The sequence below is a fragment of the Pseudomonas sp. 11/12A genome, assembly GCF_000800055.1.
Classification (GTDB): domain Bacteria; phylum Pseudomonadota; class Gammaproteobacteria; order Pseudomonadales; family Pseudomonadaceae; genus Aquipseudomonas; species Aquipseudomonas mohnii.
Map to the genome: position 1 here is coordinate 3,322,149 of NZ_JUGV01000001.1, position 23,931 is coordinate 3,346,079.

21 protein-coding genes and 4 tRNA genes are annotated in these 23,931 nt (G+C 60.4%); 2 read left to right on the plus strand and 23 right to left on the minus strand.

What is annotated here, in order from left to right; genetic code table 11:
- Positions 1-9: 9 nt before the first annotated feature.
- The 4 genes from GQ39_RS32495 to GQ39_RS33525 are packed head-to-tail and all read right to left on the minus strand — an operon-like array spanning position 10 to position 2,206.
- Positions 10-672: a DUF2612 domain-containing protein gene (locus GQ39_RS32495; RefSeq protein ID WP_047531206.1), complete on the minus strand. Its 663-nt coding sequence runs from the start codon at positions 670-672 to the stop codon at positions 10-12.
- A gap of 1 nt (position 673) precedes the next feature.
- Positions 674-1,852, minus strand: coding sequence for a baseplate J/gp47 family protein (locus tag GQ39_RS15270; protein WP_047531208.1), 1,179 nt, complete (start codon positions 1,850-1,852; stop codon positions 674-676).
- Complete coding sequence (locus GQ39_RS33095) at positions 1,853-2,053, minus strand: hypothetical protein (protein WP_201774173.1); 201 nt, start codon at positions 2,051-2,053, stop codon at positions 1,853-1,855.
- A 30-nt stretch (positions 2,054-2,083) separates the two neighbouring features.
- Positions 2,084-2,206 carry a hypothetical protein gene (locus GQ39_RS33525; protein WP_269082052.1) on the minus strand — a complete coding sequence of 41 codons (123 nt, stop codon included), beginning with the start codon at positions 2,204-2,206 and terminating at the stop codon, positions 2,084-2,086.
- A gap of 50 nt (positions 2,207-2,256) precedes the next feature.
- On the opposite strand from GQ39_RS33525, the gene GQ39_RS15280 reads away from it, so the two are divergent.
- Complete coding sequence (locus tag GQ39_RS15280; protein ID WP_236693110.1) at positions 2,257-2,604, plus strand: tyrosine-type recombinase/integrase; 348 nt, start codon at positions 2,257-2,259, stop codon at positions 2,602-2,604.
- A 113-nt stretch (positions 2,605-2,717) separates the two neighbouring features.
- Here GQ39_RS15280 and GQ39_RS15285 read toward each other — a convergent pair.
- Positions 2,718-2,794 (minus strand) — tRNA-Val (locus GQ39_RS15285).
- A 183-nt stretch (positions 2,795-2,977) separates the two neighbouring features.
- Between GQ39_RS15285 and GQ39_RS15290 the strand changes: the two genes are divergently transcribed.
- Positions 2,978-4,261, plus strand: a complete 1,284-nt coding sequence (locus GQ39_RS15290) for an NAD(P)/FAD-dependent oxidoreductase (RefSeq protein ID WP_047531210.1) — start codon at positions 2,978-2,980, stop codon at positions 4,259-4,261.
- A gap of 52 nt (positions 4,262-4,313) precedes the next feature.
- Here GQ39_RS15290 and GQ39_RS15295 read toward each other — a convergent pair whose 3' ends face one another.
- From GQ39_RS15295 to GQ39_RS15380, 18 genes are all read right to left on the minus strand, one after another.
- Positions 4,314-5,285, minus strand: coding sequence for an XdhC family protein (locus GQ39_RS15295; RefSeq protein WP_047531212.1), 972 nt, complete (start codon positions 5,283-5,285; stop codon positions 4,314-4,316).
- 1 nt (position 5,286) lies between these two features.
- The gene (locus tag GQ39_RS15300; RefSeq protein WP_047531214.1) at positions 5,287-6,522 is read right to left on the minus strand and encodes a c-type cytochrome; all 1,236 of its coding nucleotides are present in this window, start codon (positions 6,520-6,522) and stop codon (positions 5,287-5,289) included.
- Positions 6,523-6,524: 2 nt separating this feature from the next.
- Positions 6,525-7,064: a (2Fe-2S)-binding protein gene (locus tag GQ39_RS15305; RefSeq protein WP_007982256.1), complete on the minus strand. Its 540-nt coding sequence runs from the start codon at positions 7,062-7,064 to the stop codon at positions 6,525-6,527.
- Positions 7,057-9,888, minus strand: a complete 2,832-nt coding sequence (locus tag GQ39_RS15310; protein WP_047531221.1) for a xanthine dehydrogenase family protein molybdopterin-binding subunit — start codon at positions 9,886-9,888, stop codon at positions 7,057-7,059. Before GQ39_RS15310 ends, GQ39_RS15305 begins: the two co-directional genes overlap by 8 nt.
- A gap of 505 nt (positions 9,889-10,393) precedes the next feature.
- Positions 10,394-10,470: transfer RNA gene (locus GQ39_RS15315), tRNA-Asp, on the minus strand.
- Between the two features lie 92 nt (positions 10,471-10,562).
- Positions 10,563-10,639, minus strand: a tRNA-Asp gene (locus tag GQ39_RS15320).
- A gap of 53 nt (positions 10,640-10,692) precedes the next feature.
- Positions 10,693-10,768: transfer RNA gene (locus tag GQ39_RS15325), tRNA-Val, on the minus strand.
- Positions 10,769-10,953: 185 nt separating this feature from the next.
- Positions 10,954-11,715 carry an SDR family oxidoreductase gene (locus GQ39_RS15330; protein ID WP_161793936.1) on the minus strand — a complete coding sequence of 254 codons (762 nt, stop codon included), beginning with the start codon at positions 11,713-11,715 and terminating at the stop codon, positions 10,954-10,956.
- Between the two features lie 5 nt (positions 11,716-11,720).
- Positions 11,721-12,932 (minus strand): O-succinylhomoserine sulfhydrylase, encoded by a 1,212-nt coding sequence (locus tag GQ39_RS15335; protein ID WP_047531225.1) that lies wholly within the window; start codon positions 12,930-12,932, stop codon positions 11,721-11,723.
- 80 nt (positions 12,933-13,012) lie between these two features.
- Positions 13,013-14,518, minus strand: a complete 1,506-nt coding sequence (purF, locus tag GQ39_RS15340; RefSeq protein WP_047531226.1) for an amidophosphoribosyltransferase — start codon at positions 14,516-14,518, stop codon at positions 13,013-13,015.
- 41 nt (positions 14,519-14,559) lie between these two features.
- Positions 14,560-15,120 (minus strand): CvpA family protein, encoded by a 561-nt coding sequence (locus GQ39_RS15345; protein ID WP_047531228.1) that lies wholly within the window; start codon positions 15,118-15,120, stop codon positions 14,560-14,562.
- A 98-nt stretch (positions 15,121-15,218) separates the two neighbouring features.
- Positions 15,219-15,878 carry an SPOR domain-containing protein gene (locus tag GQ39_RS15350; RefSeq protein ID WP_047531230.1) on the minus strand — a complete coding sequence of 220 codons (660 nt, stop codon included), beginning with the start codon at positions 15,876-15,878 and terminating at the stop codon, positions 15,219-15,221.
- Positions 15,862-17,169: a bifunctional tetrahydrofolate synthase/dihydrofolate synthase gene (gene folC / locus GQ39_RS15355; RefSeq protein WP_047531232.1), complete on the minus strand. Its 1,308-nt coding sequence runs from the start codon at positions 17,167-17,169 to the stop codon at positions 15,862-15,864. The genes GQ39_RS15350 and folC overlap by 17 nt, the downstream gene beginning before the upstream one ends.
- A complete protein-coding gene (accD, locus tag GQ39_RS15360; RefSeq protein ID WP_047531234.1) occupies positions 17,166-18,086 on the minus strand; it encodes an acetyl-CoA carboxylase, carboxyltransferase subunit beta in 921 nt (306 codons plus the stop codon). Before accD ends, folC begins: the two co-directional genes overlap by 4 nt.
- 191 nt (positions 18,087-18,277) lie before the next feature.
- The gene (locus GQ39_RS15365) at positions 18,278-18,892 is read right to left on the minus strand and encodes a phosphoribosylanthranilate isomerase (RefSeq protein ID WP_047531236.1); all 615 of its coding nucleotides are present in this window, start codon (positions 18,890-18,892) and stop codon (positions 18,278-18,280) included.
- Positions 18,893-18,955: 63 nt separating this feature from the next.
- Positions 18,956-19,780 (minus strand): tRNA pseudouridine(38-40) synthase TruA, encoded by an 825-nt coding sequence (gene truA, locus GQ39_RS15370; protein ID WP_047531238.1) that lies wholly within the window; start codon positions 19,778-19,780, stop codon positions 18,956-18,958.
- Positions 19,781-19,952: 172 nt separating this feature from the next.
- A complete protein-coding gene (locus tag GQ39_RS15375) occupies positions 19,953-22,577 on the minus strand; it encodes a FimV/HubP family polar landmark protein (RefSeq protein ID WP_047531240.1) in 2,625 nt (874 codons plus the stop codon).
- 205 nt (positions 22,578-22,782) lie between these two features.
- A complete protein-coding gene (locus tag GQ39_RS15380; protein ID WP_047531242.1) occupies positions 22,783-23,793 on the minus strand; it encodes an aspartate-semialdehyde dehydrogenase in 1,011 nt (336 codons plus the stop codon).
- Between the last annotated feature and the right edge of the window lie 138 nt (positions 23,794-23,931).

Sequence of the window (23,931 nt, forward strand, 5' to 3'; positions counted from 1 at the left end):
AACCCCGAGTTATGAGTAGACTTTTCCCCAACTTCCTTGATCGAAGCCGGCGACGTATTGATTGGCGACATCGAACCCGAAGAGCGGGCCGTCAGTGGTTGGTGCGATGTAATAGAGAACGCCGACGCTTTGTGGCTTGATGGGGATGTACCCACCAGTGAGCAGTGCCAGCTCGATCGCACTTGGCGCCTTGCCGGCTACACCAATGGTGATGGTCATGTCCTGGGTGTCCTGGATGAACACCTGCGAATCACCACTGAACACCGAATCCAGAATATCTTTCGACTGTTCGAGCGTGCCATCCCAGCGGTTGGCACCAATCTTGGCTTTGAGCAACGTACGATAGGTTTCGTTGTCGAGCGTGGTTATGCCCGAATCCGGATCAAATGGCCCTTTCCATGCTCCCTGATCAAACCCCAGGCCGTCAGTGTCCAGCGCAAAATAAACATTGGTCAGCGGTGTAGAAATGTTCCGCGATATCCCGACCCACAAACCTACATCATCAAGTTGCGCGTCTTCAGCACTATCGAGATCAAAGTCTTCAGGCAGCCCCGCGGCGACCTCATTCGTGTCAACAAAGCACTGGGCAATGCCCTCAACCATCGCCATGTACTTGGGCTTATCCGCGTGCTGGTTGGTAATTTTCCCGGTGTAGTCCTTGATATCTGCCATGTCAGGTCACCGTTAGGACAATGCTCGCCGGCGTGCAGGAGGCTGCTTCGTTGAATGCCAGCGGCACGTCAGGAGTGCCGGGGCCGCCTGGGCCTGATAGCGTGAGCGCGGTCAGCTTGAACGTGTTGCTGCCTGGAATGCTGTTCGCCGCTGTGAGCGCGTCCGCCCATTCGACCGTTCCGCTGGGGCCGCCACCGATTGCCACCAGGTTGACGTAGTCGGATACGGCCTGCTGAAGCGCAGTGCCGATAGCCGAGGTGTATCCAGGCAAAGCCTTGAGGGATGCCGCCGCTGTGATGGCGCGATAAGTCGGCCTGAAAAAGTTGATCGGGATCGGCATACCGTAGACATTCAGCACCGTCGCTGATGTTGTACTGTAGGTCCCGCCACCCGGGCCTTTTTTGCCTGCGATGGCTGAGGCGATAGCGGATACATCACCACCCTCCACTACCATCGCCAGGCTGTTTCCGGGAATTCCGTTCACGTCGGTGACTTTGGTGTCGTTGTCGTAAGCGACGTACCGGGTTACACCGGCAACACCGGCTACGGCCCCGATGGTGCCCTCAAGCACAGTTCGGGACGGCAATGCCGTAGATGTCTTCTGCCGCTGGCGAAGCGCTGAATCAGTTTCGACTGGCGCGCCTTCACTGGCTGGAAAGGCGTTGGAAACACTCTGCCAGCCGCGCGTCATCGTGGCGATCTTGTTGATCTGATCAGGCCCGGCCGAAATGGCGCCGGCCGTCGCACAAACTGCCGTAACAATGATCGAGCCCGAAGGCGGGATGGTCACTGTCGCCGGAAGCACCCATTTGTTGTTGTTCTGGTCCTGGGCGAAACCTTGGGTAATGACGGTGCCCGCCTGGCCAACAATGGTCAGATCTGACTGGGAGTTCGTCGACACCGCCCGACTGATGCCGTTGATCTTCACGTTGCTGGAAAGCGCGGCCTTTTGCGCGGTGCCCGGCGAGAACGACAGATAGGCAGCAATCGTCGCGGCATTGGCATCGCTGATGGCCAGGGCGATCACACCGAGAAACTGACCATCCTGCGAATCGGATTCAAGATAGATGTCGTCACCGTAGATCGATCGGTACTTTGACTGGAGATAGGCTAGGACTTCGGCGTAAGTCGGCGCGGAAATACCGGTCGCCGAAATGGTCGGTGCAGTTGGAGAGGCCATTTAAAGTGTCTCGCTGATGGTCGTCTGCCCAAAGTCCGTGGTGATTTCCACCGTGGGAATGAAGGTTCGGGTTTCTGGATCGAAGGTGCTGTCGTAGCTGTCGATCTGGGTAACGCCTTGCGTGCCAAGCACACGCCGCTGAACGGCAGAGTCACGCGTGGCAACAGTTCGCTCACCCTGCACCTGGGTGCTCCACGGCATACCCTCGGTTTTGTCGAGGAACCATTCGCCCTACTCGAGCTTCAATCGTGTGCTCACGGCCTGTGCCGGGGCCTGCGGTGTGTCGCGGTAGAAGTCAGCCTGCTGGTGGCCAAAGGTGTAGTCACCGTTGGCGTCGAGCTTTCGGTATCTCATGGCACAGGTACCCCACTCGTTCCGGTACCGGCCTGTACCTGACTGGTTTTATGCTGCTGCAGGCTGATCGTCCCCACTACTCGCCGAAGGCACGCAAACGGACACAGCTGGACGCCAAGCTACACTGGAATGCGGTGACGCCTGACTACCTGACCAAGTCCTTCGCCCAGGCGCGGGACGATTCGAAGGCTTACGAAGAATTGCCGGTCGGCGAGCGCCCTACTTTCCATGAGATACGCGCACTCGGGGCCTGGCTGTACGAGCAGCAGGGTTTCGAGCAGGAGTATATTCAAGGCTTGATGGGTCACGCCGACGTAAAAATGACTGAGCATTATCAGGCTGGGCACGGCGATGACGAGGTGGTTTACAAGAAGGTGAAGGCCGATTTGAAACTCTGAAAAGTGGTTCGTTTTTCCAAATCATTTCCAACGTTTTTCCAAACACCAGACAACAAAAAAGGGCCCACCTTTCGGTGAGCCCTTCTAGACCGCCCAGCAGAGCGGATTTTGTTTGGTAGGCGCGATTGGACTCGAACCAACGACCCCCACCATGTCAAGGTGGTGCTCTAACCAACTGAGCTACGTGCCTGCTGTGAGGCGGCATTCTACGGAATTCCGGAGGGGTGTCAACACCTTTTTTCGAGCTAACCCTATGAATATGCAAAATATTTAATTTTGCTGCTGCAAAGAAGATTTTCCGGTGGCTGGCGGTCGTTTTTTAACTCGGGTAGGATCAACATACTCGTAAAATATATTAAACAGAGGCTGCAGGATGGCGCACACCCCCTACCCAGAGTCCTACTACGCCGCATCGGCCAATGCGACCCCACCGCGTCCGGCTTTGCAGGATGACGTTGAGACTGATGTCTGTGTGATCGGCGCCGGTTATACCGGGTTGTCCTCGGCTCTGTTTCTGCTGGAGAACGGCTTTCGGGTAACGGTGCTTGAAGCGGCCAAAGTGGGTTTCGGCGCGTCGGGACGCAACGGCGGCCAGATCGTTAACAGCTACAGCCGCGATATCGACGTGATCGAGCGCAGTGTCGGCCCCAGGCAGGCTCAGTTGCTGGGGCAAATGGCGTTCGAAGGTGGGCGGATCATTCGTGAGCGAGTGGCCAAGTACAACATCCAGTGCGACTTGAAGGACGGTGGCGTGTTCGCTGCCATCACCGCCAAGCAGATGGGTCACCTGGAATCCCAGAAGCGCTTGTGGGAACGTTTCGGGCACACGCAGCTCGAGTTGATGGATCAACGGCGTATTCGTGAAGTCGTGGACTGCGATCAGTACGTCGGCGGCATGCTCGACATGAGCGGCGGGCACATTCATCCGCTTAACCTGGCGCTGGGCGAAGCAGCTGCGGTCGAGTCGCTGGGCGGCACGATCTACGAGCAATCGCCGGCAGTGCGCATCGAACGCGGCACGAACCCGGTGGTGCACACGCCGCAGGGCAAGGTCCGGGCCAAATTCATCATCGTGGCGGGCAACGCCTACCTGGGCAATCTCGTACCCGAGCTGGCCGCCAAGTCGATGCCGTGCGGCACACAGGTCATTACGACTGAACCCTTGGGCGATGCATTGGCGAAAAGTCTGCTGCCTCAGGATTACTGCGTCGAGGACTGCAACTACCTGCTCGACTACTACCGCCTCAGCGGTGACAAGCGCCTGATTTTCGGCGGCGGCGTGGTGTATGGCGCGCGCGACCCGGCGAACATCGAAGCCATCATTCGACCCAAAATGCTCAAGGCTTTCCCGCAACTCAAGGACGTGAAGATCGATTACGCCTGGACCGGCAATTTCCTCCTGACGCTGTCGCGCCTGCCACAGGTCGGACGGTTGGGCGACAACATCTATTATTCCCAGGGTTGCAGCGGCCATGGCGTGACCTATACGCACCTGGCGGGCAAGGTGCTTGCCGAGGCATTGCGCGGTCAGGCGGAGCGCTTCGACGCCTTTGCCGACCTGCCGCACTACCCGTTCCCTGGCGGCCAATTGCTGCGCACACCCTTTGCGGCATTGGGCGCCTGGTATTACGGATTGCGGGACAAGTTCGGGTACTGACCGCCAGATATGAAAAGGGCCGCTTGATGCGGCCCCTTCTTTTAACAGCGCGTCAAAGTCGATCCCGTGCAATTCCACTGCGAATCCGCAAGATATCTGCCAGCACGGCCAGCGCGATTTCCGACGGCGTCTTGCTGCCCAGGTTCAGACCGATCGGTGCGTGAATCCGCGCCAGTTCGACATCACCCAGCCCGCCAATGCGCCGCAGCCGTTCGAAGCGCTTTTGCGATGTCTGCACCGACCCCATCACACCGATGTAGAACGCCTCGGTGCGCACCGCTTCCATCATTGCCAGGTCATCGATGCGCGGATCGTGGGTCAGTGCCACCACCGCCGTATCGCTATGGCAGCCGCCATCGGCGATGAACACCGAGGGCAATTGGCGACGGATCTCCACGTCCTCCAGCACCACGCCTTCCAGCACCTCGTCGCGCGGATCACAGAGGATCACTTCAAAGCCCAGGCCCACGGCAAACTCCGCGCAGGCGTGCGCCACGCTGGAATACCCGGCCAGCAACAAACGCTGAGCCGCGCCGATGCGCAGTCGGACCCGGTCGATCTCACGCTCGACCCGCACGCCCTGCTCGCGATCATCGACCAGACTGCGCGCGCCGCTGGCCAGATCGACTTCGCGGATCAACCGGCGTCGACCCAACAGCGCCGCCTCCAACGCCTGCAAATGCGCTTGCTCCTCGCAACCGGGCTCGAGCTTCTCCACCAGCACATCGAGCACGCCGCCACAGGGCAGGCTCACCCGCGAGCGCGGGTCATCGCCTTCACCGTAGCGAACGACGCTGACCGCCTGCTCAAAGGCGCCCTCGGCGACGCGCTCAAGGAAGTCCTCCTCGACGCAGCCGCCGGACAGCGATCCGATCCACAGCCCTTCGGCGTTCACCGCCAGCAGCGAGCCCGGCGCTCGGGGCGCCGAGCCGTAGGTGGCGAGCACGGTGCACAGCCAGACGCGCTGACCGGCCGCCGACCACTCCAGAGCCCGGCGCACCACTTGCAGGTCGAGATGCTGCATGTCAGTGCGCCTTGTGCTCGAGCGGCGAAGCTTCTGCCCGCAGCTTCTGCACGTCGTTTACCGCCAGGTCACCCGATTGCCCGCCCCAGCCCTGACGCAGGTAGTTCAGCAGATCAGTGAGCTGCTCCTGACTGAGTTTCCGGGCAAAACCCGGCATCGGTTGCATGTGTTCGAACCCGGTAAATTTCTGTTCGCCGATACCATCGTCGATCACCCGCACCAGGTTGCGCGGATCTTCCAGGCGCAGCGTTGTGTTGCCGCGCATGGCCACAGCGATGTGCGGTTTGCCTTCACCACCCACCGCATGGCAACCGGCACAAACATTTAAATATTCCTGACGCCCGCGCTGGGCACTCGCAGTCAATTGCTCCAATGGCACTTCGGTCAGCACTTTTGCCGTCGGCGGCTGATCGCCGAGCAGGAAGGTCGCCATGGCTGCCAGGTCCGGGTCATTGAGGCCTTGGGTGCTGTTGTGGAACACCGGGAACATCTCGTTGAACATCGTGCCCTGGGCGCTCATGCCGTGCTTGAGGAACGAGCTCAGGTCCTGATGATTCCAGCCGCGAGCCGCCAGGTCAGTGGCCAGCAGGCTCGGCGCGAGATAGCCATTGAGTAGACCGCCGGTCATGCGCTTGTCCTGTTGCATCGCACCAGGCAAGCCGCGTGGGGTATGGCATTCGCCGCAATGGCCGAGTACGTCAACCATGTACTGGCCACGTTTCCAGGCTTCACTTTTGCCTTCAGCCGGCGCCAGTTTCACGCCATTGCCGTAGAGCATGTTCCACCCCATCAGGCCCAGGCGCACGTTGAACGGAAAGCTCAGGCGGGTCACCGGCGCAGCACGCTCGATGGGCTCGACGGTCTTCAGGTACGCATGAATCGCATCGGAATCCTCGCGCGGCATCAAGTGATACGAGGTGTACGGCATCGCCGGGTACAGATTCGCACCATCGCGGCGCTTGCCTTCCGTCAACGCGGCGAAGAATTCATCATCGTTGTACAGACCGATGCCGTGCTCTTTGCTCGGGGTAATGTTGGTGCCGTAGATCGTGCCGAACGGCGAGACGATCGGCAGACCGCCCGCGAACGGCGCGCCACCCGGCGCGGTGTGACAGGCCATGCAGTCGGCGGCGCGAGCGAGGTATTCGCCGCGCTTAACCTGATCATCGGCATGAACCAAAAACACCGGCGCAGCCAGGCCGACCGCCAGCGCCAAGCGGGTAAGTAGGTACTTCATGCTTAACCCTCCTTGACCAGGCCGAGATCGGTCAGCACGTTGCGCGTGGCGCTGTAGTAGCGCACGTACCCGGTGCAGCGGCAGATGTGGTGGCCAAGGCTGTCCTCGATGACCTTTTCCAACTGGCTTTTGACGATGGGCTGACGCTGCAGTTTTTCCACCAGCACGGTCGCCGCGTTGACGAAACCGGGCGCGCAGTAGCTGCACTGGAAGGCGAACTCGTCGACGAAACGCTGCTGGATCGGGTTCAGCTCGGTGACCTTGCCCTGCTCGTCACGGGTCGCGTGACCTTCGATGGTCCGTACTTTCTTGCCTTCGAAATAATGCGCGCCAGTGATGCAGGTGCGCACTTCTTCGCTGGTGCCGTCAGGGTTGTCGACGATGACCACACAGGCATGGCAAATGCCCTGGCCGCAACCCAGGCGCGAGCCGGTAAGGTTCTTGTATTCGTGCAGGTAGTCGATCATCGGCAGGTCATCAGGGATGTCCACCGGGCCGACGGATTGACCGTTGAGGGTCAGTTGAAGCGGACGGTTAGCCATTGAGGGCCTCCTTGATGCGTGCAGAAGTGATAGGCAGGTCGCGTACGCGTTTGCCGATGGCGTGAGCCACACCGTTGCCGATGGCACCGACCACCGGGATCATCACCACCTCGGCGATGCCCTTGGACGGGTCGCTCGGCGACAATGGCGGCAGGATTTCCGCAGTCTGTTTCCACACCGCCACGTGTCGCGCCATGGGCAGGCGGTAACGATTGAAGTTCCAGTCACCCTCCCCCGGTCCGCCTTCGTACAGAGGCATTTCTTCCATCAGCGCATGGCCGATGCCCATGGCGATGCCGCCTTCGATCTGACCCTTGACCAGCTCGGGCACCAGCACCCGACCGCACTCGACCCACGAGTGGTGGTTGAGCACTTCGACTTCCGCCGAACCCTTGTTCACTTTCAACTCGACCAGTGTGGCGACGGGGCTGTAGTAGGTCACGGCTGCGTTGTTCAACTGGGTCGCCGGGTAGGCGATGTTCTGCCGATCCAGCAAATGGAAACCGGCGCTGTTCATTTGCGCCAGCTTCGCCTTCGGCGCACCGTCGCCGTACTTGACTGCCAGGCCATCGAGCGGCAAGCGCTCACGCACGCCATCGATGCTGAACTCGGCCTCGGCCCAGCTCCAGCGGTTGAAACCGTGCACAGTAGCGGCCGTCACCAGACCGCGCTCGTGAGCACGCTTGGCCAGCACTTCGAACGGCAACGGCTCCATGCCGTTGGCGGTCAGCTTGCCATCGACCCAGTGAGCGTCCTCGCGACGCACCACATATGGGTTGGCCTGGCCGCCATAAGGGCCCTGGCGCCAGATCTCCAGCGCCGCCGGCCACAAACCGTGGTTGAACAGCACGCGTGCCGCTTCACGGGTGGCGTGGCTGAAGTAGTAGGCCGAATTGGTAGCCGACGAGGCCGAAGCGATTTTGCCGACCCAGCGCGGATTGCGCAGGAAGTTGTCCTGCTCGGCCTGGCTCATGATGTAAGGGTTGCCGCCGGTCATCAGCTGCATCTCTTTCCATTCGGTTTCGCCGGTCTTTACTTCGTGCGCCGGGCTGCCGAGGAAATCGGCCACGACCATCGCTTGCGAAGTCGACATGCCGGTACCGATTTCGATGCCTATGTGGCGCAGGGTGATGCGGCCTTCGGCAGTGAATTCGATGCTGGCCATCGGCGCTTCGGAACCGGTGCCGAAGTCTTTCTGGCAAATGGCGAACCCGATGCCATACCAGTGATCCGGATCAGCCGCCTCGCGCTGCTTCTTGATCGCGTCGCGGTTTTTCCAGACCTCGTGAACCGCCGCCTTGTCGAGAATCTCGTGCAGACGCAACGCCCCTGCCGGCACTGCACCCTGGGTGTTTTTCATGCCCGAACGCAGGGCGTTTTTCTTGCGCAGGTCGATGGCATCGACGCCCAAGCGACCGGCGATTTCGTCGACCATCATCTCGGTCGACGCCATGCTCTGCAGGGTGCCATAGCCACGCATCGACCCGGCTTCAACGGCGCGGGAATGATAGGCCGTGACCTGTAAATCGTTCTGCGGCATGTAGTAGATCGACTGCGCCGCCGTGGCCCCCACCGCCGCCACCGAAGGGCTGTAGTTGACCCGTCCGCCACCGTCGACGCTCATGTCGGCGCGGAAAATCTTGAAGCTGTGATCATTCTTGTCGACCGCCAGCTGATAGCGAATGTCGAACGGGTGACGCTTGATGCCGCTCTGGAACTGCTCGTAGCGATCGTTGGCCAGACGCACCGGCACACCGGCGCCGTACAGCGCTGCCAAGGCGGCGTAATAAACGAAAATGTTGTGGTCTTTCGAGCCGTAGCCAACGGTGTAGCCCGGGTGCATGTTCAGGTTCGCCAGGCCGAAACGCGACGGCGCGATCATCTTCGCGGTCTCGGTTGCAGCTTCCAGCGGGCACTGGGTCGCCACCACGAAATGCAGAGTCTTGGTCGCCGGGTCATACCAGCCGTTGCCGTTGTCCGGCTCCATCGCCGCCGGTTCGATCGACGGGGTCTTGTAGCGCTCGTCGAACACCAGCCAGTTGTCTGGCGGCGTCTCGAGCTGTTGCTTCATGCGCTCGGCGTAGAACAAGCCGCGCTCGGTCAGGTTGCCGTGCAGGTTCGGTTGGGAGTTCCACACCGGGCGGCGATTGCGCAGCATCGGGAACAGGATCGAATCCTTGAGGCTGGCGAATTCGTCTTCGTCCGCAGAGGTCGCGCCGCCCACCCGCACGTAGCGGAAGCTGCCATACGGATCACCCTCGTAGTACGGCACTTGGGCCCCGTAGCGAATCGCCTTGTCATTGAACTTGAGTTTGGCCTTGGCCTGGCGGAAACGCTCGAAGTCATTCCAGATAAGGATCGCCACCGGGTGACCGATGAACATGGGTACCTTGCCGACCGGCAACAATGGATCGGGGGCGTGTTCTTCCGGGAAGACGATGCCGTCCTTGACCAGATCCTCGGCGGTGACGATGCGGTCCGGCTGCAGATCGGTAGCGAGCCATGACAGGTCGTAACCGTCGTAAATGCGATCAGCCTTGACGGTTTTCAGCAGCATCGCGTGGCCTTGTTGTTGCGGCCAGCCCGGCATGTCCCTGGAACGGATATCGCGGGCAAAAACCTTGCTGCCGCAGACCTTGGACAAGGCATCGTTACGGGCACGCGCCTTGCCGTTGTTGCCGAGCCATTGCTCGGATGGCACGGTCACGCTGTTTTCCATCAAGGCGGCCAGCGCCTGACTGCTGAGCGGTGTAAGCGTCACGCTCACACCCGCTACCAGCCCGCCCTGAAGGAACGAACGCCGGGATATTTCACGGTTGGACATGGATCATCCTCTGGGCGGTTATGGGGTCCGCCCTTCTGGTTATGTACTGGAAATCTCGAGTCTTGCAGAAGCCCTTCCTTGACGCTGCAAAGGGCTGTAGTGGCAGTGCAAAGCTGACCGAAAGGTTAAGTTTATAGGCTTATGCGCTCGCGGCAAATAACCAGACACAAAAAACTGACTAAAGAATCAAAAAACTGCGACTTTGCACCGCAGCAAACCACTGAACTAACTCACATCTACCCTCCCTGCAGGAGCGAGCCTGCTCGCGAAAGCGCCGTTCTAGCTGATGTAAATTTTGAATGTGCCGACGCCTTCGCGAGCAGGCTCGCTCCTACAGGGATGTGTGCTGGATAAAGGGTTGCAGCCAGGAGGGAAACAGGAGAAAGGTCAAATTTTAGACACAAAAAACCCCGGTCTTTCGACCAGGGTCTTTGCTATCGACTCGAAGTAGCGCAGTTGGCTTTCTTCGTAGCTCCAAGGCGTTCAGTGGGCCTCGGAGCAGATATGGCGCAGCGGACGGGACTCGAACCCGCGACCCCCGGCGTGACAGGCCGGTATTCTAACCGACTGAACTACCGCTGCGTATCGCTGTGGACTTGCGTCCAGGTAACTCGTCTGATTGAAAACTCAGTAGCTTTTCAATCTCGAACCAGATGAATCTGACTCGGAAAATATGGCGCAGCGGACGGGACTCGAACCCGCGACCCCCGGCGTGACAGGCCGGTATTCTAACCGACTGAACTACCGCTGCGCGTCGGTGGAGGCATTTCAGCTTCCATCTTGCTTTCGCAAGACTCTCGGGAGTGGTGGGTGATGACGGGATCGAACCGCCGACATTCTGCTTGTAAGGCAGACGCTCTCCCAGCTGAGCTAATCACCCGTTTGCATCTCCGAGGCCGCGAAATTTACGCAGGTAGCGAACCTAAGTCAATAGCAGGATTGAAGTTTTTTTCAAAAACAGCTTTTAGCGACGAGTTTCAAGCTGCAAGAGTAGAGCGGAGCTGCGTAAGCAGGACTGACTCAGGCGGCCTTAACTGGCAGCTTGAAGCGTGAGACCTGCAGCTGCTACTCGTAAACCATCTTCTTGGTCATGCCGCCGTCGACCACGAACTCCTGGCCTGTCACGAAACCGGCGTTCTTCGACAACAGCCACGCGACCATCGCCGCCACGTCCTCGACCGTCCCTACCCGGCCTGCCGGATGCTGCGCATGATCGGCATCGGTCAACGGCTCGGCGCGTCGCACCGAAGGATCTCGCGCATCGATCCAGCCGGGGCTGACCGCATTGACGCGAATCTCCGGGCCAAGGCTGATCGCCAACGCATGAGTCAAGGCCAGCAAACCGCCCTTGCTCGCTGCGTAAGCCTCAGTATCGGGTTCCGATTGCCCGGCGCGGGTCGAGGCCAGATTGACGATCGCCCCGCTGTGAGCACGCAAGTAAGGCGCACAGTGCTTGGCCAACAACATCGGCCCACTGAGATTCACCGCCAATACCCGATTCCAGTACGCCAGGTCGAGACTTTCCAGGGTGATGTTATGCGGATCGGCTACCGCCGCATTGCACACCAACGCATCCAGACGCCCAAACTGCCCCAACACCTCAGCGACACCCAGCGCCACCTGCCCTTCGTTCGACACGTCCATGGCGATGAACCAGGCGTTTTCGCCAAGGACCTTCGCCACTTTCGAACCGCGCACCCGATCCACGTCCGTCAGCACGACTTGCCAGCCTTCGCTGATCAGCCAGGCGGCAATCCCCAGGCCGATGCCCCGCGCGGCACCGGTAACCAGTGCAACGCGGCCATTGGAGCCGGCTGGCGTGGACATTTCGATCACAAGGCAGCCAACCCGCGCGCCAGGTCGGCTTGCAGGTCAGCCACGTCTTCCAGCCCCACCGCAACGCGGATCAGGCTGTCACGAATGCCCGCAGCTTCACGCTCTTGGGGCGCCAGACGCCCGTGAGAGGTGGTACTCGGGTGGGTGATGGTGGTTTTGCTGTCGCCCAGGTTGGCGGTGATCGAAATCAGGCGGGTCGCGTCGATAAAACGCCAGGCACCCTCTTTGCCACCCTTGACCTCGAAACTCACCACCGCACCAAAGCCCTTCTGCTGACGCTGGGCCAACTCGTGCTGCGGATGGCTCTTGAGCCCGGCGTAATGGACTTTTTCGACGCCGTCCTGCTGCTCCAGCCACTCGGCCAGTTGCTGGGCATTGGCGCAATGCGCCTTCATCCGCAGATTCAGGGTTTCCAAGCCCTTGAGGAAGATCCAGGCGTTGAACGGGCTGAGGGTCGGCCCGGCGGTACGCAGGAAACCGACCACTTCTTTCATCTGCTCACTGCGACCGGCCACGACACCGCCCATGCAACGACCCTGGCCGTCGATGAACTTGGTTGCCGAGTGAACGACGACGTCCGCCCCCAATTTCAACGGCTGTTGCAACGCCGGGGTGCAGAAGCAGTTGTCGACCACCAGCATCGCGCCTTTGGCGTGAGCGATTTCCGCCAGCTCGGCAATATCCACCAGCTCGGCCAGCGGGTTGGACGGCGACTCGACAAACAGCAATTTGGTATTGGCCTTGATTGCCGCATCCCAACCGGACAAATCCGCCAGGGGGACGTAATCGACTTCGACGCCGAATCGCTTGAAGTATTTTTCGAACAGACTGATGGTCGAGCCAAACACGCTGCGCGATACCAGCACGTGATCGCCAGCACTGCACAGGCTCATCACCACCGCCATGATCGCGGCCATGCCGGTCGCGGTGGCCACGGCCTGCTCGGCGCCTTCCAGCGCGGCAATGCGCTCTTCGAAAGCGCGAACGGTCGGGTTGGTGTAGCGCGAATAAACGTTGCCCGGCACTTCCCCGGCAAAACGTGCGGCCGCGTCGGCGGCAGTGCGGAATACGTAGCTGGAAGTGAAGAACATCGGATCACCGTGTTCGCCTTCCGGCGTACGGTGCTGACCGGCACGTACGGCCAGGGTATCGAACGCTACGCCTTCGAGGTCGCTGTCCAACCGACCGGCATCCCAATCCTGACTCATGCTGTCACTCCTTGCCCCGTTCTTGAAAAATAAGAATTCGTTGGTAGATACAAAACCGGCCCCTAGGGGCCGGTAATTACTCAGTTGTTGTACAGATCGATGATCGCACTGACCGCCTGGGTCTTGACCTTGGAGGCATCGTTACGTGCCTGCTCGATCTTGTTCAGGTAGGCCTCGTCGACGTCGCCGGTCACGTACTGGCCGTCGAAGACTGCACAATCGAACTTCTCGATCTTGATCTTGCCGCCGCCGACCGCTTCGATCAAATCAGGCAGGTCCTGATAGATCAGCCAATCGGCACCGATCAGATCAGCCACGTCCTGGGTCGAACGGTTGTGGGCGATCAGTTCGTGGGCGCTCGGCATATCGATGCCGTAGACGTTCGGGAAACGCACGGCCGGTGCTGCGGAGCAGAAGTAGACATTCTTGGCACCCGCTTCACGCGCCATCTGGATGATCTGCTTGCAAGTGGTGCCGCGCACGATGGAGTCATCCACCAGCATCACGTTCTTGCCGCGGAATTCCAGCTCGATGGCGTTGAGTTTCTGCCGTACGGATTTTTTCCGCGCGGCCTGGCCCGGCATGATGAAGGTGCGGCCGATATAACGGTTCTTCACGAAGCCTTCGCGGAACTTCACGCCCAGGTGGTTCGCCAGCTCCAGAGCAGCCGTGCGACTGGTGTCCGGGATCGGGATGACCACGTCGATGTCGTGCTCGGGACGCTCACGAAGAATCTTCTCGGCAAGCTTCTCGCCCATGCGCAGACGGGCCTTGTAGACCGACACGCCGTCGATGATCGAGTCCGGACGCGCCAGGTAGACGTGTTCGAAGATGCACGGGGTCAGGGACGGGTTGGTCGCGCACTGACGGGTGTGCAGCTTGCCGTCTTCAGTGATGTAGACCGCTTCGCCCGGTGCCAGGTCGCGAATCAGGGTGAAACCGAGTACGTCCAGGGAAACGCTTTCGGAGGCGATCATGTATTCGACGCCTTCGTCAGTGTGACGCTGGCCGAACACGATCGGACGGATGCCGTGCGGGTCGCGGAAACCGACGATGCCATAGCCGGTCACCATCGCCACGACGGCGTAACCACCGACGCAACGGTTGTGCACGTCAGTCACGGCGGCGAATACGTCCTCTTCGGTTGGCTGCAACTTGCCGCGCTGGGCCAGTTCGTGCGCGAACACGTTGAGCAGCACTTCCGAATCGGAACTGGTGTTGACGTGGCGAAGGTCAGATTCGTAAATCTCCTTGGCCAGTTGTTCAACGTTGGTCAGGTTGCCGTTGTGCGCCAAGGTGATGCCATAAGGCGAGTTGACGTAAAACGGCTGAGCTTCGGCCGAGGTCGAGCTGCCCGCAGTCGGGTAGCGCACATGGCCAATGCCCATGTGACCGACCAGACGCTGCATGTGACGCTGATGAAACACGTCACGCACCAGACCGTTGTCCTTGCGCAGGAATAACCGGCCTTCATGGCTGGTCACGATACCGGCAGCGTCCTGGCCGCGGTGCTGGAGGACGGTTAGCGCGTCATACAGCGCCTGATTGACGTTCGACTTACCGACGATACCGACGATGCCACACATGCGACGCAACCCCTACTTAATGGATCTGAACTGAACACAACTCACTGAGGCGTTTTCGCCGTCGGCAAGAGGTGCTCCTTGAACGGTATTTCAGCGGGTACGCTGATACCGCTGGCAAGCCACTGACTGCTCCACCCGAGAATCAGGTTTTTGGACCAGTCTGCGACCAATAAAAACTTTGGCACGAGTTGGGACTCTTTCCACCACCCGTCCTGCTGTACCGGCCCCAGGCTCAACAGCCCGACCGCCACGACCACCAGCAACACGCCACGCGCGGCACCGAAGGCCATGCCGAGGAATCGATCGGTCCCGGAAAGCCCGGTGACGCGTACCAACTCGCCGATAAGATAATTGATCATTGCGCCTACGATTAACGTGGCGACAAACATGATGGCACAGCCCGTGATCACACGGGCCGACGGCGTTTCGATATATCCGGCGAGGTACTCGGACAATGCGCCACCGAACATCCAGGCAACGACTCCTGCGATGATCCAGGTCACCAGCGACAGCGCTTCTTTGACGAAGCCGCGGCTCAGACTGATCAATGCGGAGATGGCGATGATTGCAACGATCGCCCAGTCAACCCAGGTAAATGGCACAGTGCAGCCTACAGACGGATAAGGCGGCGCATTTTAGCAGAGCCCATGCTTATCGGTAAGCTGCGATTGTCAGTGCATTTCAAATCGAGGCGATAGAATTAGCCGCGCTCAGGCTGAAAACGCACCACAAAACCCTTGAGGTTTTGCTGGCGGTTCAACAAATCGCGCAGGCGATCGGCCTCGGCACGCTCGATCAGCGGACCGACAAACACCCGATTTTTGCCATCGGTGGAACGGATATAGGCGTTGTAGCCTTGGCTGCGCAGGGTTTTCTGCAGCTTTTCCGCACTTTCGCGATTAGCCAGGCTGGCCAGTTGCACCGACCAGCTGATCGACAGGCCATTGGCGTCGACACGGCTTTGCGTGGTGTCCGGCTTGCCCGGAGCGGCCGTGATTGGCTGGGCAGGTGCGGTCGCAGGCTTGGCGGCCAGCGCCGGAGCAGGAGCGACCGGTTTTACGGCCGGAACCGGCAAGGCTGGTACTTTCGGCGCGACAGGTGGCGTCGGCTTGGCTTCCTGGGCAATCTCATCGTCACTGGGCACCGGCTCCTGCGGCAAAGCCTGGGGCTCAGGCACGACCACCGGTTCAACCTGCACTTGTGCCATCGCCGGCGCTTGCGGCGCAGTCGGTGCCTCGACAGTCACCTGGCGCTGCTCATCCTGACGGGAAAACAGCATCGGAAGGAAAATCACGGCCAGCGCGACCAGAACCAGGGCGCCGACCATGCGCTGTTTGTAAGCCTTATCCAGCAATGCCATTTGCCGCTTCCTCCGTGGAGCGCCGAGCCAACCACTCAAGGGCCTCGGCGACACAATAAAATGATCCGAACAACAGAATTTCATCGTCGCTCGTCGCCAGCGCACACTGCCCTTCCAGGGCGGCGGCCACGCTGTCATAGGACGTTACCGAAGCGCCGCGCTTATGCAGCGCTTCGCTCAAATCGGCCACTGGCCGCGCCCGAGGCGAATCCAGTGGCGCGACAGCCCAGTGCTCGACACTAGCACTCAACTCAGCAATGACGCCATCCAGATCCTTGTCCGCCAGCAACCCGAACACCGCCAGACGCTTGCCGGCCAGTGGCCGACTGGCCAGACGCCGGGCCAAATACTCCGCTGCATGGGGGTTATGCCCCACATCCAGCAACAGGTTAAGACGTTTGCCCTGCCAATCGAACGACCGACGATCGAGACGACCGACCACCCGCGTCGCCTGCAGCGCCTGAATAATCTGCGCATCCACCCACGGCAGCCCGAGCAACAGATAAGCCTGTAACGCCAGCGCGGCGTTTTCCATCGGCAGATCAAGCAACGGCAGATCATGCAGCTCGACCACGCGCCCCTGAGCGTCCAGACCTCGCCATTGCCAGTCGTGATCGGTGATACCGAGATCGAAATCGCGCCCGCGCAGGAAAAACGGGCATTTAAGCTCTCGTGCTTTATCCAGCAGGGGCTGCGGAGGATTCAGGTCGCCACAGAGCGCGGGCGCGCCCTGGCGGAAGATACCGGCCTTCTCGAAGGCCACGGACTCACGGGTATCACCGAGGTAATCCGCGTGATCGACCCCGATACTGGTGACCAGTGCCATGTCGGCGTCCACCACATTGACCGTGTCCAGACGTCCGCCCAGCCCCACCTCCAGCACCACGGCATCGAGCCCGGAACGCTGGAACAGCCAAAACGCCGCCAGGGTGCCCATCTCGAAATAGGTCAGGGACGTGTCGCCGCGCCCCGCCTCGACCGCCGCGAAGGCTTCGCACAGCTCGGCGTCAGTGGCTTCAACGCCATTGACCTGCACCCGCTCGTTGTAACGAAGCAGGTGCGGAGAGTTGTAGACACCGACTTTCAGGCCCTGGGCCCGCAGCAACGAGGCCACGAACGCACAGGTAGAACCCTTGCCGTTGGTGCCGGTGACCGTGATCACCCGAGGCGCCGGCTTACCCAGCCCCATGCGGGACGCTACCTGTTGCGAGCGCTCAAGGCCCATGTCGATGGCCGAGGGATGCAACTGCTCGAGGTAGGCGAGCCACTCGCCAAGGGTACGTTGGGTCATACGTTGGCTGGCACCGGTGGAACCACGATCGGCTCGATGGGGGTCGCGACGAACTTAGGCGTCGGCAGGCCCATCATCTGTGCCAACAGGTTGCCCAGGCGCGGACGCAGCTCCTGACGATGAATGATCATATCGATGGCACCGTGCTCCAGCAGGAACTCGCTGCGCTGGAAGCCTTCCGGCAGTTTTTCGCGCACGGTCTGCTCGATCACGCGTGGGCCGGCAAAGCCGATCAGCGCTTTCGGCTCACCGACGATGACGTCGCCGAGCATCGCCAGACTGGCCGAAACACCGCCGTAGACCGGGTCGGTCAGCACGGAGATGAACGGAATGCCTTCTTCACGTAGACGCGCCAGCACCGCGGAGGTCTTGGCCATTTGCATCAAGGAGATCAGCGCTTCCTGCATCCGCGCACCACCGGAGGCGGAGAAGCAGATCATCGGGCAGCGGTTTTCCAGCGCGTAGTTGGCGGCGCGAACAAAGCGCTCGCCGACGATGGCGCCCATCGACCCACCCATGAAGGAGAATTCGAACGCCGAAACCACCACGGGCATACCCAGCAAGGTGCCGCTCATGGAGATCAGCGCATCTTTTTCGCCAGTCTGCTTTTGCGCAGCAGTCAGGCGATCCTTGTACTTCTTGCCATCACGGAACTTCAGACGGTCAACCGGTTCCAGGTCCGCCCCCAGCTCGGCACGGCCTTCGGCGTCGAGGAAAATGTCGATACGGGCGCGTGCGCCGATACGCATGTGGTGATTGCACTTGGGGCAAACGTCCAGGGTCTTTTCCAGCTCCGGACGATACAACACAGCCTCGCAAGACGGGCACTTGTGCCAAAGACCTTCAGGCACCGAGCTCTTCTTGACCTCGGAACGCATGATCGAAGGGATCAGTTTGTCTACTAACCAGTTGCTCATGCTTTCTTTCTCCAGTACCGGCGGCCCGAACGCTCTGGTTCGCAGCCCCGTGTATGCCCTTGAGCTAAATTCATGTGTGCGGCGATGATCAGTCGATGGCCGGGTCAGCGAGACGTGACCTGCGTACCACCCAACAACCCTCAGCCTTTTTGTACAGAGCAGTGGACGGCGGCAGTCTGCCAGCCGTCACATCAACGTAGCGCGTTGATGAATGCCCGAATCTTCGCATGATCCTTGATGCCCTTGCTCTCCTCTACCCCACCGCTGACATCCACCGCATACGGGCGGACCCGGTCAACTGCCTCGGCGACGTTATCCGGGGTCAGGCCTCCCGCCAGAATAATGGGCTTGCTCAAACCTTGCGGTATCAGTGACCAGTCGAACGCTTCGCCGGTTCCACCGGGAACACCTTCGACATAGGCATCGAGCAAGATGCCGCTGGCACACGGATAGGCGTCGCAGGCTGCCGCAATGTCATCACCGGCCTTGACCCGCAGCGCCTTGATGTACGGGCGATGCCAGCTTTCACATTCTGCCGCGCCTTCGTCACCATGGAACTGCAACAGATCCAGCGGTACCGCCTCGAGGATTTCTGCCAACTCTTCGCGACCGGCGTTGACGAACAGGCCCACGGTGGTGACGAATGGCGGCAACGCCTTGATGATCGCGCGCGCCTGCTGGCAGGTCACCGCCCGTGGACTCTTGGCGTAAAACACAAACCCGATGGCATCGGCCCCGGCCTCAACCGCCGCCAACGCATCTTCTATGCGGGTAATCCCACAAATCTTGCTGCGAACGGCTGACATGTCGATAAAACCCCACGGCAAATCCGAGAAAGTCCCGGATGGTAACAAAAGCGTTCGAGGGCGTCAGCCGTCAAGTTCGGTGAAACCGGTCAGGAAATGCGGGCCGATGTAACGCTCGGGCAATTCGAACTCGTCGCGGTACTCGACCTGCACCAGATACAAACCAAACGGGTGAGCCGTCACCCCGCCTGAGCGGCGGATTCGGCTCTCCAGCACTTCCTTCATCCACTCGACCGGGCGTTCGCCAGCCCCAATGGTCATCAGCACACCAGCAATGTTGCGCACCATGTGATGCAGGAAAGCGTTGGCGCGGATATCCAATACGATCATTTTGCCATGACGGGTGACGCGCAGATGATGCAGCTCCTTGATCGGCGACTTGGCCTGGCACTGACCAGCGCGAAAGGCACTGAAGTCATGGATACCCACCAGGTACTGCGCCGCCTCGGCCATGCGTTCGACGTCCAGCGGACGGTGGTTCCAGGTGATTTCTTCGTTCAGGTGCGCCGGACGGATCTGATCGTTGTAGATCACGTAGCGATAGCGCCGGGCAATGGCCTTGAACCGCGCATGGAAATGCGCCGGCATGACTTTGGCCCAACTGACACTAACGTCGTGCGGCAAGTTGATATTGGCGCCCATGACCCAGGCCTTCATCGAGCGCTCGACCGGCGTATCGAAATGCACCACCTGTCCGCAGGCATGCACACCGGCATCGGTGCGCCCTGCGCACAGCAGCGACACAGGCGAGTCGGCGACTTTCGACAAGGCGTTTTCGAGGGTTTCCTGCACCGTGAGCACGCCGGAGGCCTGGCGCTGCCAGCCGCGATAGCGCGAGCCTTTGTATTCAACGCCCAACGCGATCCGGAAAAAGCCGTCGGCCGCCATTTCGGCGGCCGGGTTATCTATATTTGCCAAGGAGTGACAGCCTGCTGATGTACGCGAAGGCGGGCATTATAAAGCCGTGGGACGTGGATACCAGTACAACAGCATCGCCCCGCGATAAAACAAAAACGGCAGCCTCACCGGGCTGCCGCATTGTTTACCAAGAGCCGATCACTCAGGCCAGACGCGCCAACATCTCCTTGGCTTCGCTCTTCTGGCCGTCATCACCTTCTACCACCACCTCATTGAGGATATCCCGGGCGCCGTCGTTGTCACCCATATCGATGTAGGCCTGGGCCAGATCGAGCTTGGTGGCGACTTCGTCGGTGCCGGAAAGGAAATCGAATTCCGGCTCGTCTTCGGCAGAAGCCAAAGCGTCTTGCTCCGTGAATGTCGGCTCACCGATGCTGCCAGACAAGCTTTCCAACTCGGCGTTGACGTCATCCAGCTCCGCGGCGAAAGCATCCGGCGCATCCATTTCTTCAGCCAGCGACAGATCAAAATCGGCCGGCAGCTCCAGATCATCCAATGCCAACTCGGGGGCTGCCGGTGTTTCGACGACCGGCAAATCCTTCACGCCTTCGTCCAGGTCGAGCAGGAAGTCATCTTCAGCCAGCGTCGCTGTCGACGGCTCCGCTCCAAGATCCATGTCCAGATCGAACTCCGACAGGTCGTCGAGGTTTTCCTTGATCTCAGCCTGCTGCAACACCGACCCGAAACTCAGGTCATCGTCCAGAGGGAAATCTTCCAGATCGGCCACAGTCGACGCTTCAGGCTCCGGCGCAGGCGTAACGACTGCTGGAGTAATGTTTTCCAGGTCATCCAGGCTCAGATCGAAAGCGCTGTCGAAATCGTCTTCGACCGGAGCCGGCGTTGGCTCTGGTGCTGGCTCTGGCTCTGGCTCTGGCGACTCGTCCTGCAACAGGTCCTTGACGTACTGCGCGTCCAGTTCGGCCGCGACCGCTGCGGCGGCGATACCTCCGGCAGCAATCAGCGCCATGGCCGGGAAACGGCTCTTCAGTTTTTCGACCTGGGCGAAATTGTCGCCGTTGGCCACCAATTGGCGCTCCTGGGCAACGAACGCATCGCGATCGCCTTGCTGGCCGTAGACTTCCATCAGCTTCAGGCGCAGATCACTGCGCTGAGGCTCTTGCTTGATGCCCTCTTCCAGCAGGGCTGCAGCCTGATTCAGACGGCCGGCGGCGATGTGCGACTGGGCTTTGTCCAACACGTCGTCCGAGCGGTCGGCGGCTGGCGCCACCAGTGGCGCGGCGATGGGTGGCGTGACCACAACCGGGGCCGGAGCCGGAACGGGTGCAGGAGTCGGCGCGGTGGCCAGCTTTACGCTCGGAGGGGGAACCTCCAGGCCTTCGAAACTGCTTTCCGGCAGGTCAAGATCGGCAGAAAACGGCTGTTCCTCTGCCAGGGCGCGGGCCATGCGCAAGTGTTTCTCGGCTTCTTGCTGGGCTTTGCGACGACGGGCCAGCAACAGCAACAACAGCAACACAACCAAGGCCCCGCCACCGGCCAGGCCCAACAACCAAGGATTAGTCAGTAGCTCGTTGAATTGCTTGTCGTCGGAAGCTGCCGGGGTCGGTTCGACAGGTGTCTCGGCCGGAACGGGCGCCGGAACCGCTGCAGGCGTCATTTCGGCTGGCGCTGGTGCTGGCACAGCTGCAGGCGTCAGTTCAGCCGTCATCGCCGGCGTCGGCGCAGCAGCCGGTGCCGGGGCACCCGCCGCCCCCTCAGCCTGCAACTTGGCCAGTTGATTGTTCTTCAGTTCGATCAGACGTTGCAGTTTGTCCATCTGACTTTGCAGATCAGATATACGGCTTTTCAGCTCTGCATTGTCACGGCGGGTGGTGTCGAGGCTTTCCTGAGTCACCGCCAGCTTGTTGTTCAAGGCTTTCGCATCGCCTGCGGCGCCTTTGCCACGGGCCTTGCCCGACTCGGCCGAGACCAGGCTCAGGTTGTCCCGAGCGGGCTGCGACGAAGTCGCTTCACCACGACCACGCTTGGTGGCATCGAGTTGCTGCTGCCCCGCGGCCGGCTTAGCGACATAGCGACGCCCCTGACGCCACGCAGTGTTCTGTGCAGCGACTTCGGCAATCGCCTTGGGTTGCCGCATGCTGGTGCTTTGCGCCTGATCCGGCATACGCAGCACCTGCCCGGTTTTCAGCCGGTTGATGTTGCCGTCGATAAAGGCATCCGGGTTCAGCGCCTGGATGGCCAGCATGGTTTGTTGAATCGAACCGCCGTTACGCGCCTTCGCCGCGATTTCCCAGAGGGTATCGCGCGGCGTAGTGGTGTATTGGGAAGGTTTGGTCGCACCGGTGACGGGCGCGGTCACACCCTGAGTCGGCGTGGGCTGCGCGGCTGCTTCAGCGGTTTGCGGTGAGAATTTGGACGGGTCGAGCAAAACGCTGTAATCACGCAGCAGTCGACCGTTGGGCCACATCACCTGAACCAGGAATTTCACCATGGGTTCGGAAAGCGGCTTGCTGGAAGTGACACGCAGGATGCTTTTACCACCGGTACTCAGCACCGGAGTGAAGGTCAAGTCGTTGAGAAACGCCTGGCGGTCGACACCGGCCTTGGCGAAATCTTCAGGTGAAGCCAGGCTCGGCACCACTTCGGCAGCGGTGAGTTCCTTGACGTCGAGCAATTCGATTTCTGCCACCAACGGCTGGTTCAGCGTCGATTTCAGGGTCAGCTCCCCAAGCCCGAGGGCATGCGCCATACCGGAGGACAGCGCCGAGGCGGCCGCTATTGCTAACACCAGTTTGCGAACTTGAACCATAGCTCATCCTTAGTTTGAACATTCCTCGGCCAGCGAGAAGGTGTTGATAGCCGCTGCCGTAAGGCATTGCGCGGCGGCGAGAGGTCGCCGCGCGCGATCGTTTCATGCAAGCCCCGGAAAGCCCCACAGGGTGGCTCGCCTTCAGCATTCCTGCCAAGCATAGCGCTGGGTCGGAACCATTCGAAAAATTGTTGCCAAGTATCTTTTACAGCAGGTCTTTTATCAACAACTCAGCCAGCTGCACAGCGTTGAGCGCAGCACCTTTGCGTACGTTATCTGACGTCAGCCACAAATTAAGTTCCGACAGGTCGTCGATACCCTGGCGTACCCGACCAACGTAGATCACATCCTGCCCTACCGCGTCACCTACCGGCGTCGGGTAATCACCGGCTTCAACCAGCTCGATGCCTGGGGCGTCTTCCAAAGCGGCGGTGACTTTAGCCAGGTCAATCTCACTCGCTGATTGCAGACTGACACTAAAGCTATCGCCAAAAAACACCGGGGCTTGAATGCAAGTCACGGAAATCTTCAATGAAGGCAGGGCCATGACCTGGCGCAACTCACGCACCAGGCGCTTTTCCAGCAGCGTATGACCTCGCTCGTCCGGCTTGCCGACCTGGGCCAACAAATTGAACGCCATCTGCCGATCGAAAAAGGTCGGCTCCAATGGGCGCACGTTAAGCAACTCGGCGGTCTGCCGGGCCAGCTCGGTCACGGCCTCGCGGCCCTGGGCGGAAACCGCCAGGCACGCGGTCAGGTTAATGCGCTGCAAATCGATCAAACCCAGCAACGGCGCCAGCACCACCGCCAGCGTCGTAGCCGAAGGGCTCGGGCTGCTGATCCGGAATGGCTTTTTCAGGCCGACCAACACCTGCGCGTTGGCTTCCGGTACGACTTGTGGCGCCTGGTCGGCCGGCAACGCGCCGGACAGGTCAATGACCGAGCAACCGGCAGCCGTGGCGCGTGCGGCAAAACTCAGGGTCACGGCCGGGCCGGCGGCGAAGAACACCAACTGGACTTTGCCGAAGTCGAACTCATCGACTTCCCGCACCCGAACGTTCTTGCCACGAAACGGCACCGAGTGCCCGGCGGATTCGCTACTGGCCAGCAAGTGCAGGTTGCCGACCGGAAAGTCGCGCTCTTCAAGAATCTGCACGAGCGTCTCGCCGACAGTACCGGTGGCGCCGATCACGGCAATATCGAAGGACTGGCTCATGGTTCTACCTCAGGCGAAACGGGGGAGCGGCACTTTACCGGGTGGTGGGGATGCAGGCAATTATGTGGCGTCTGTTCTGCCCGCGATCACGGAACATCAGGCACCTCATCAACATCTGACGGCCTGGAATAAAAAAAC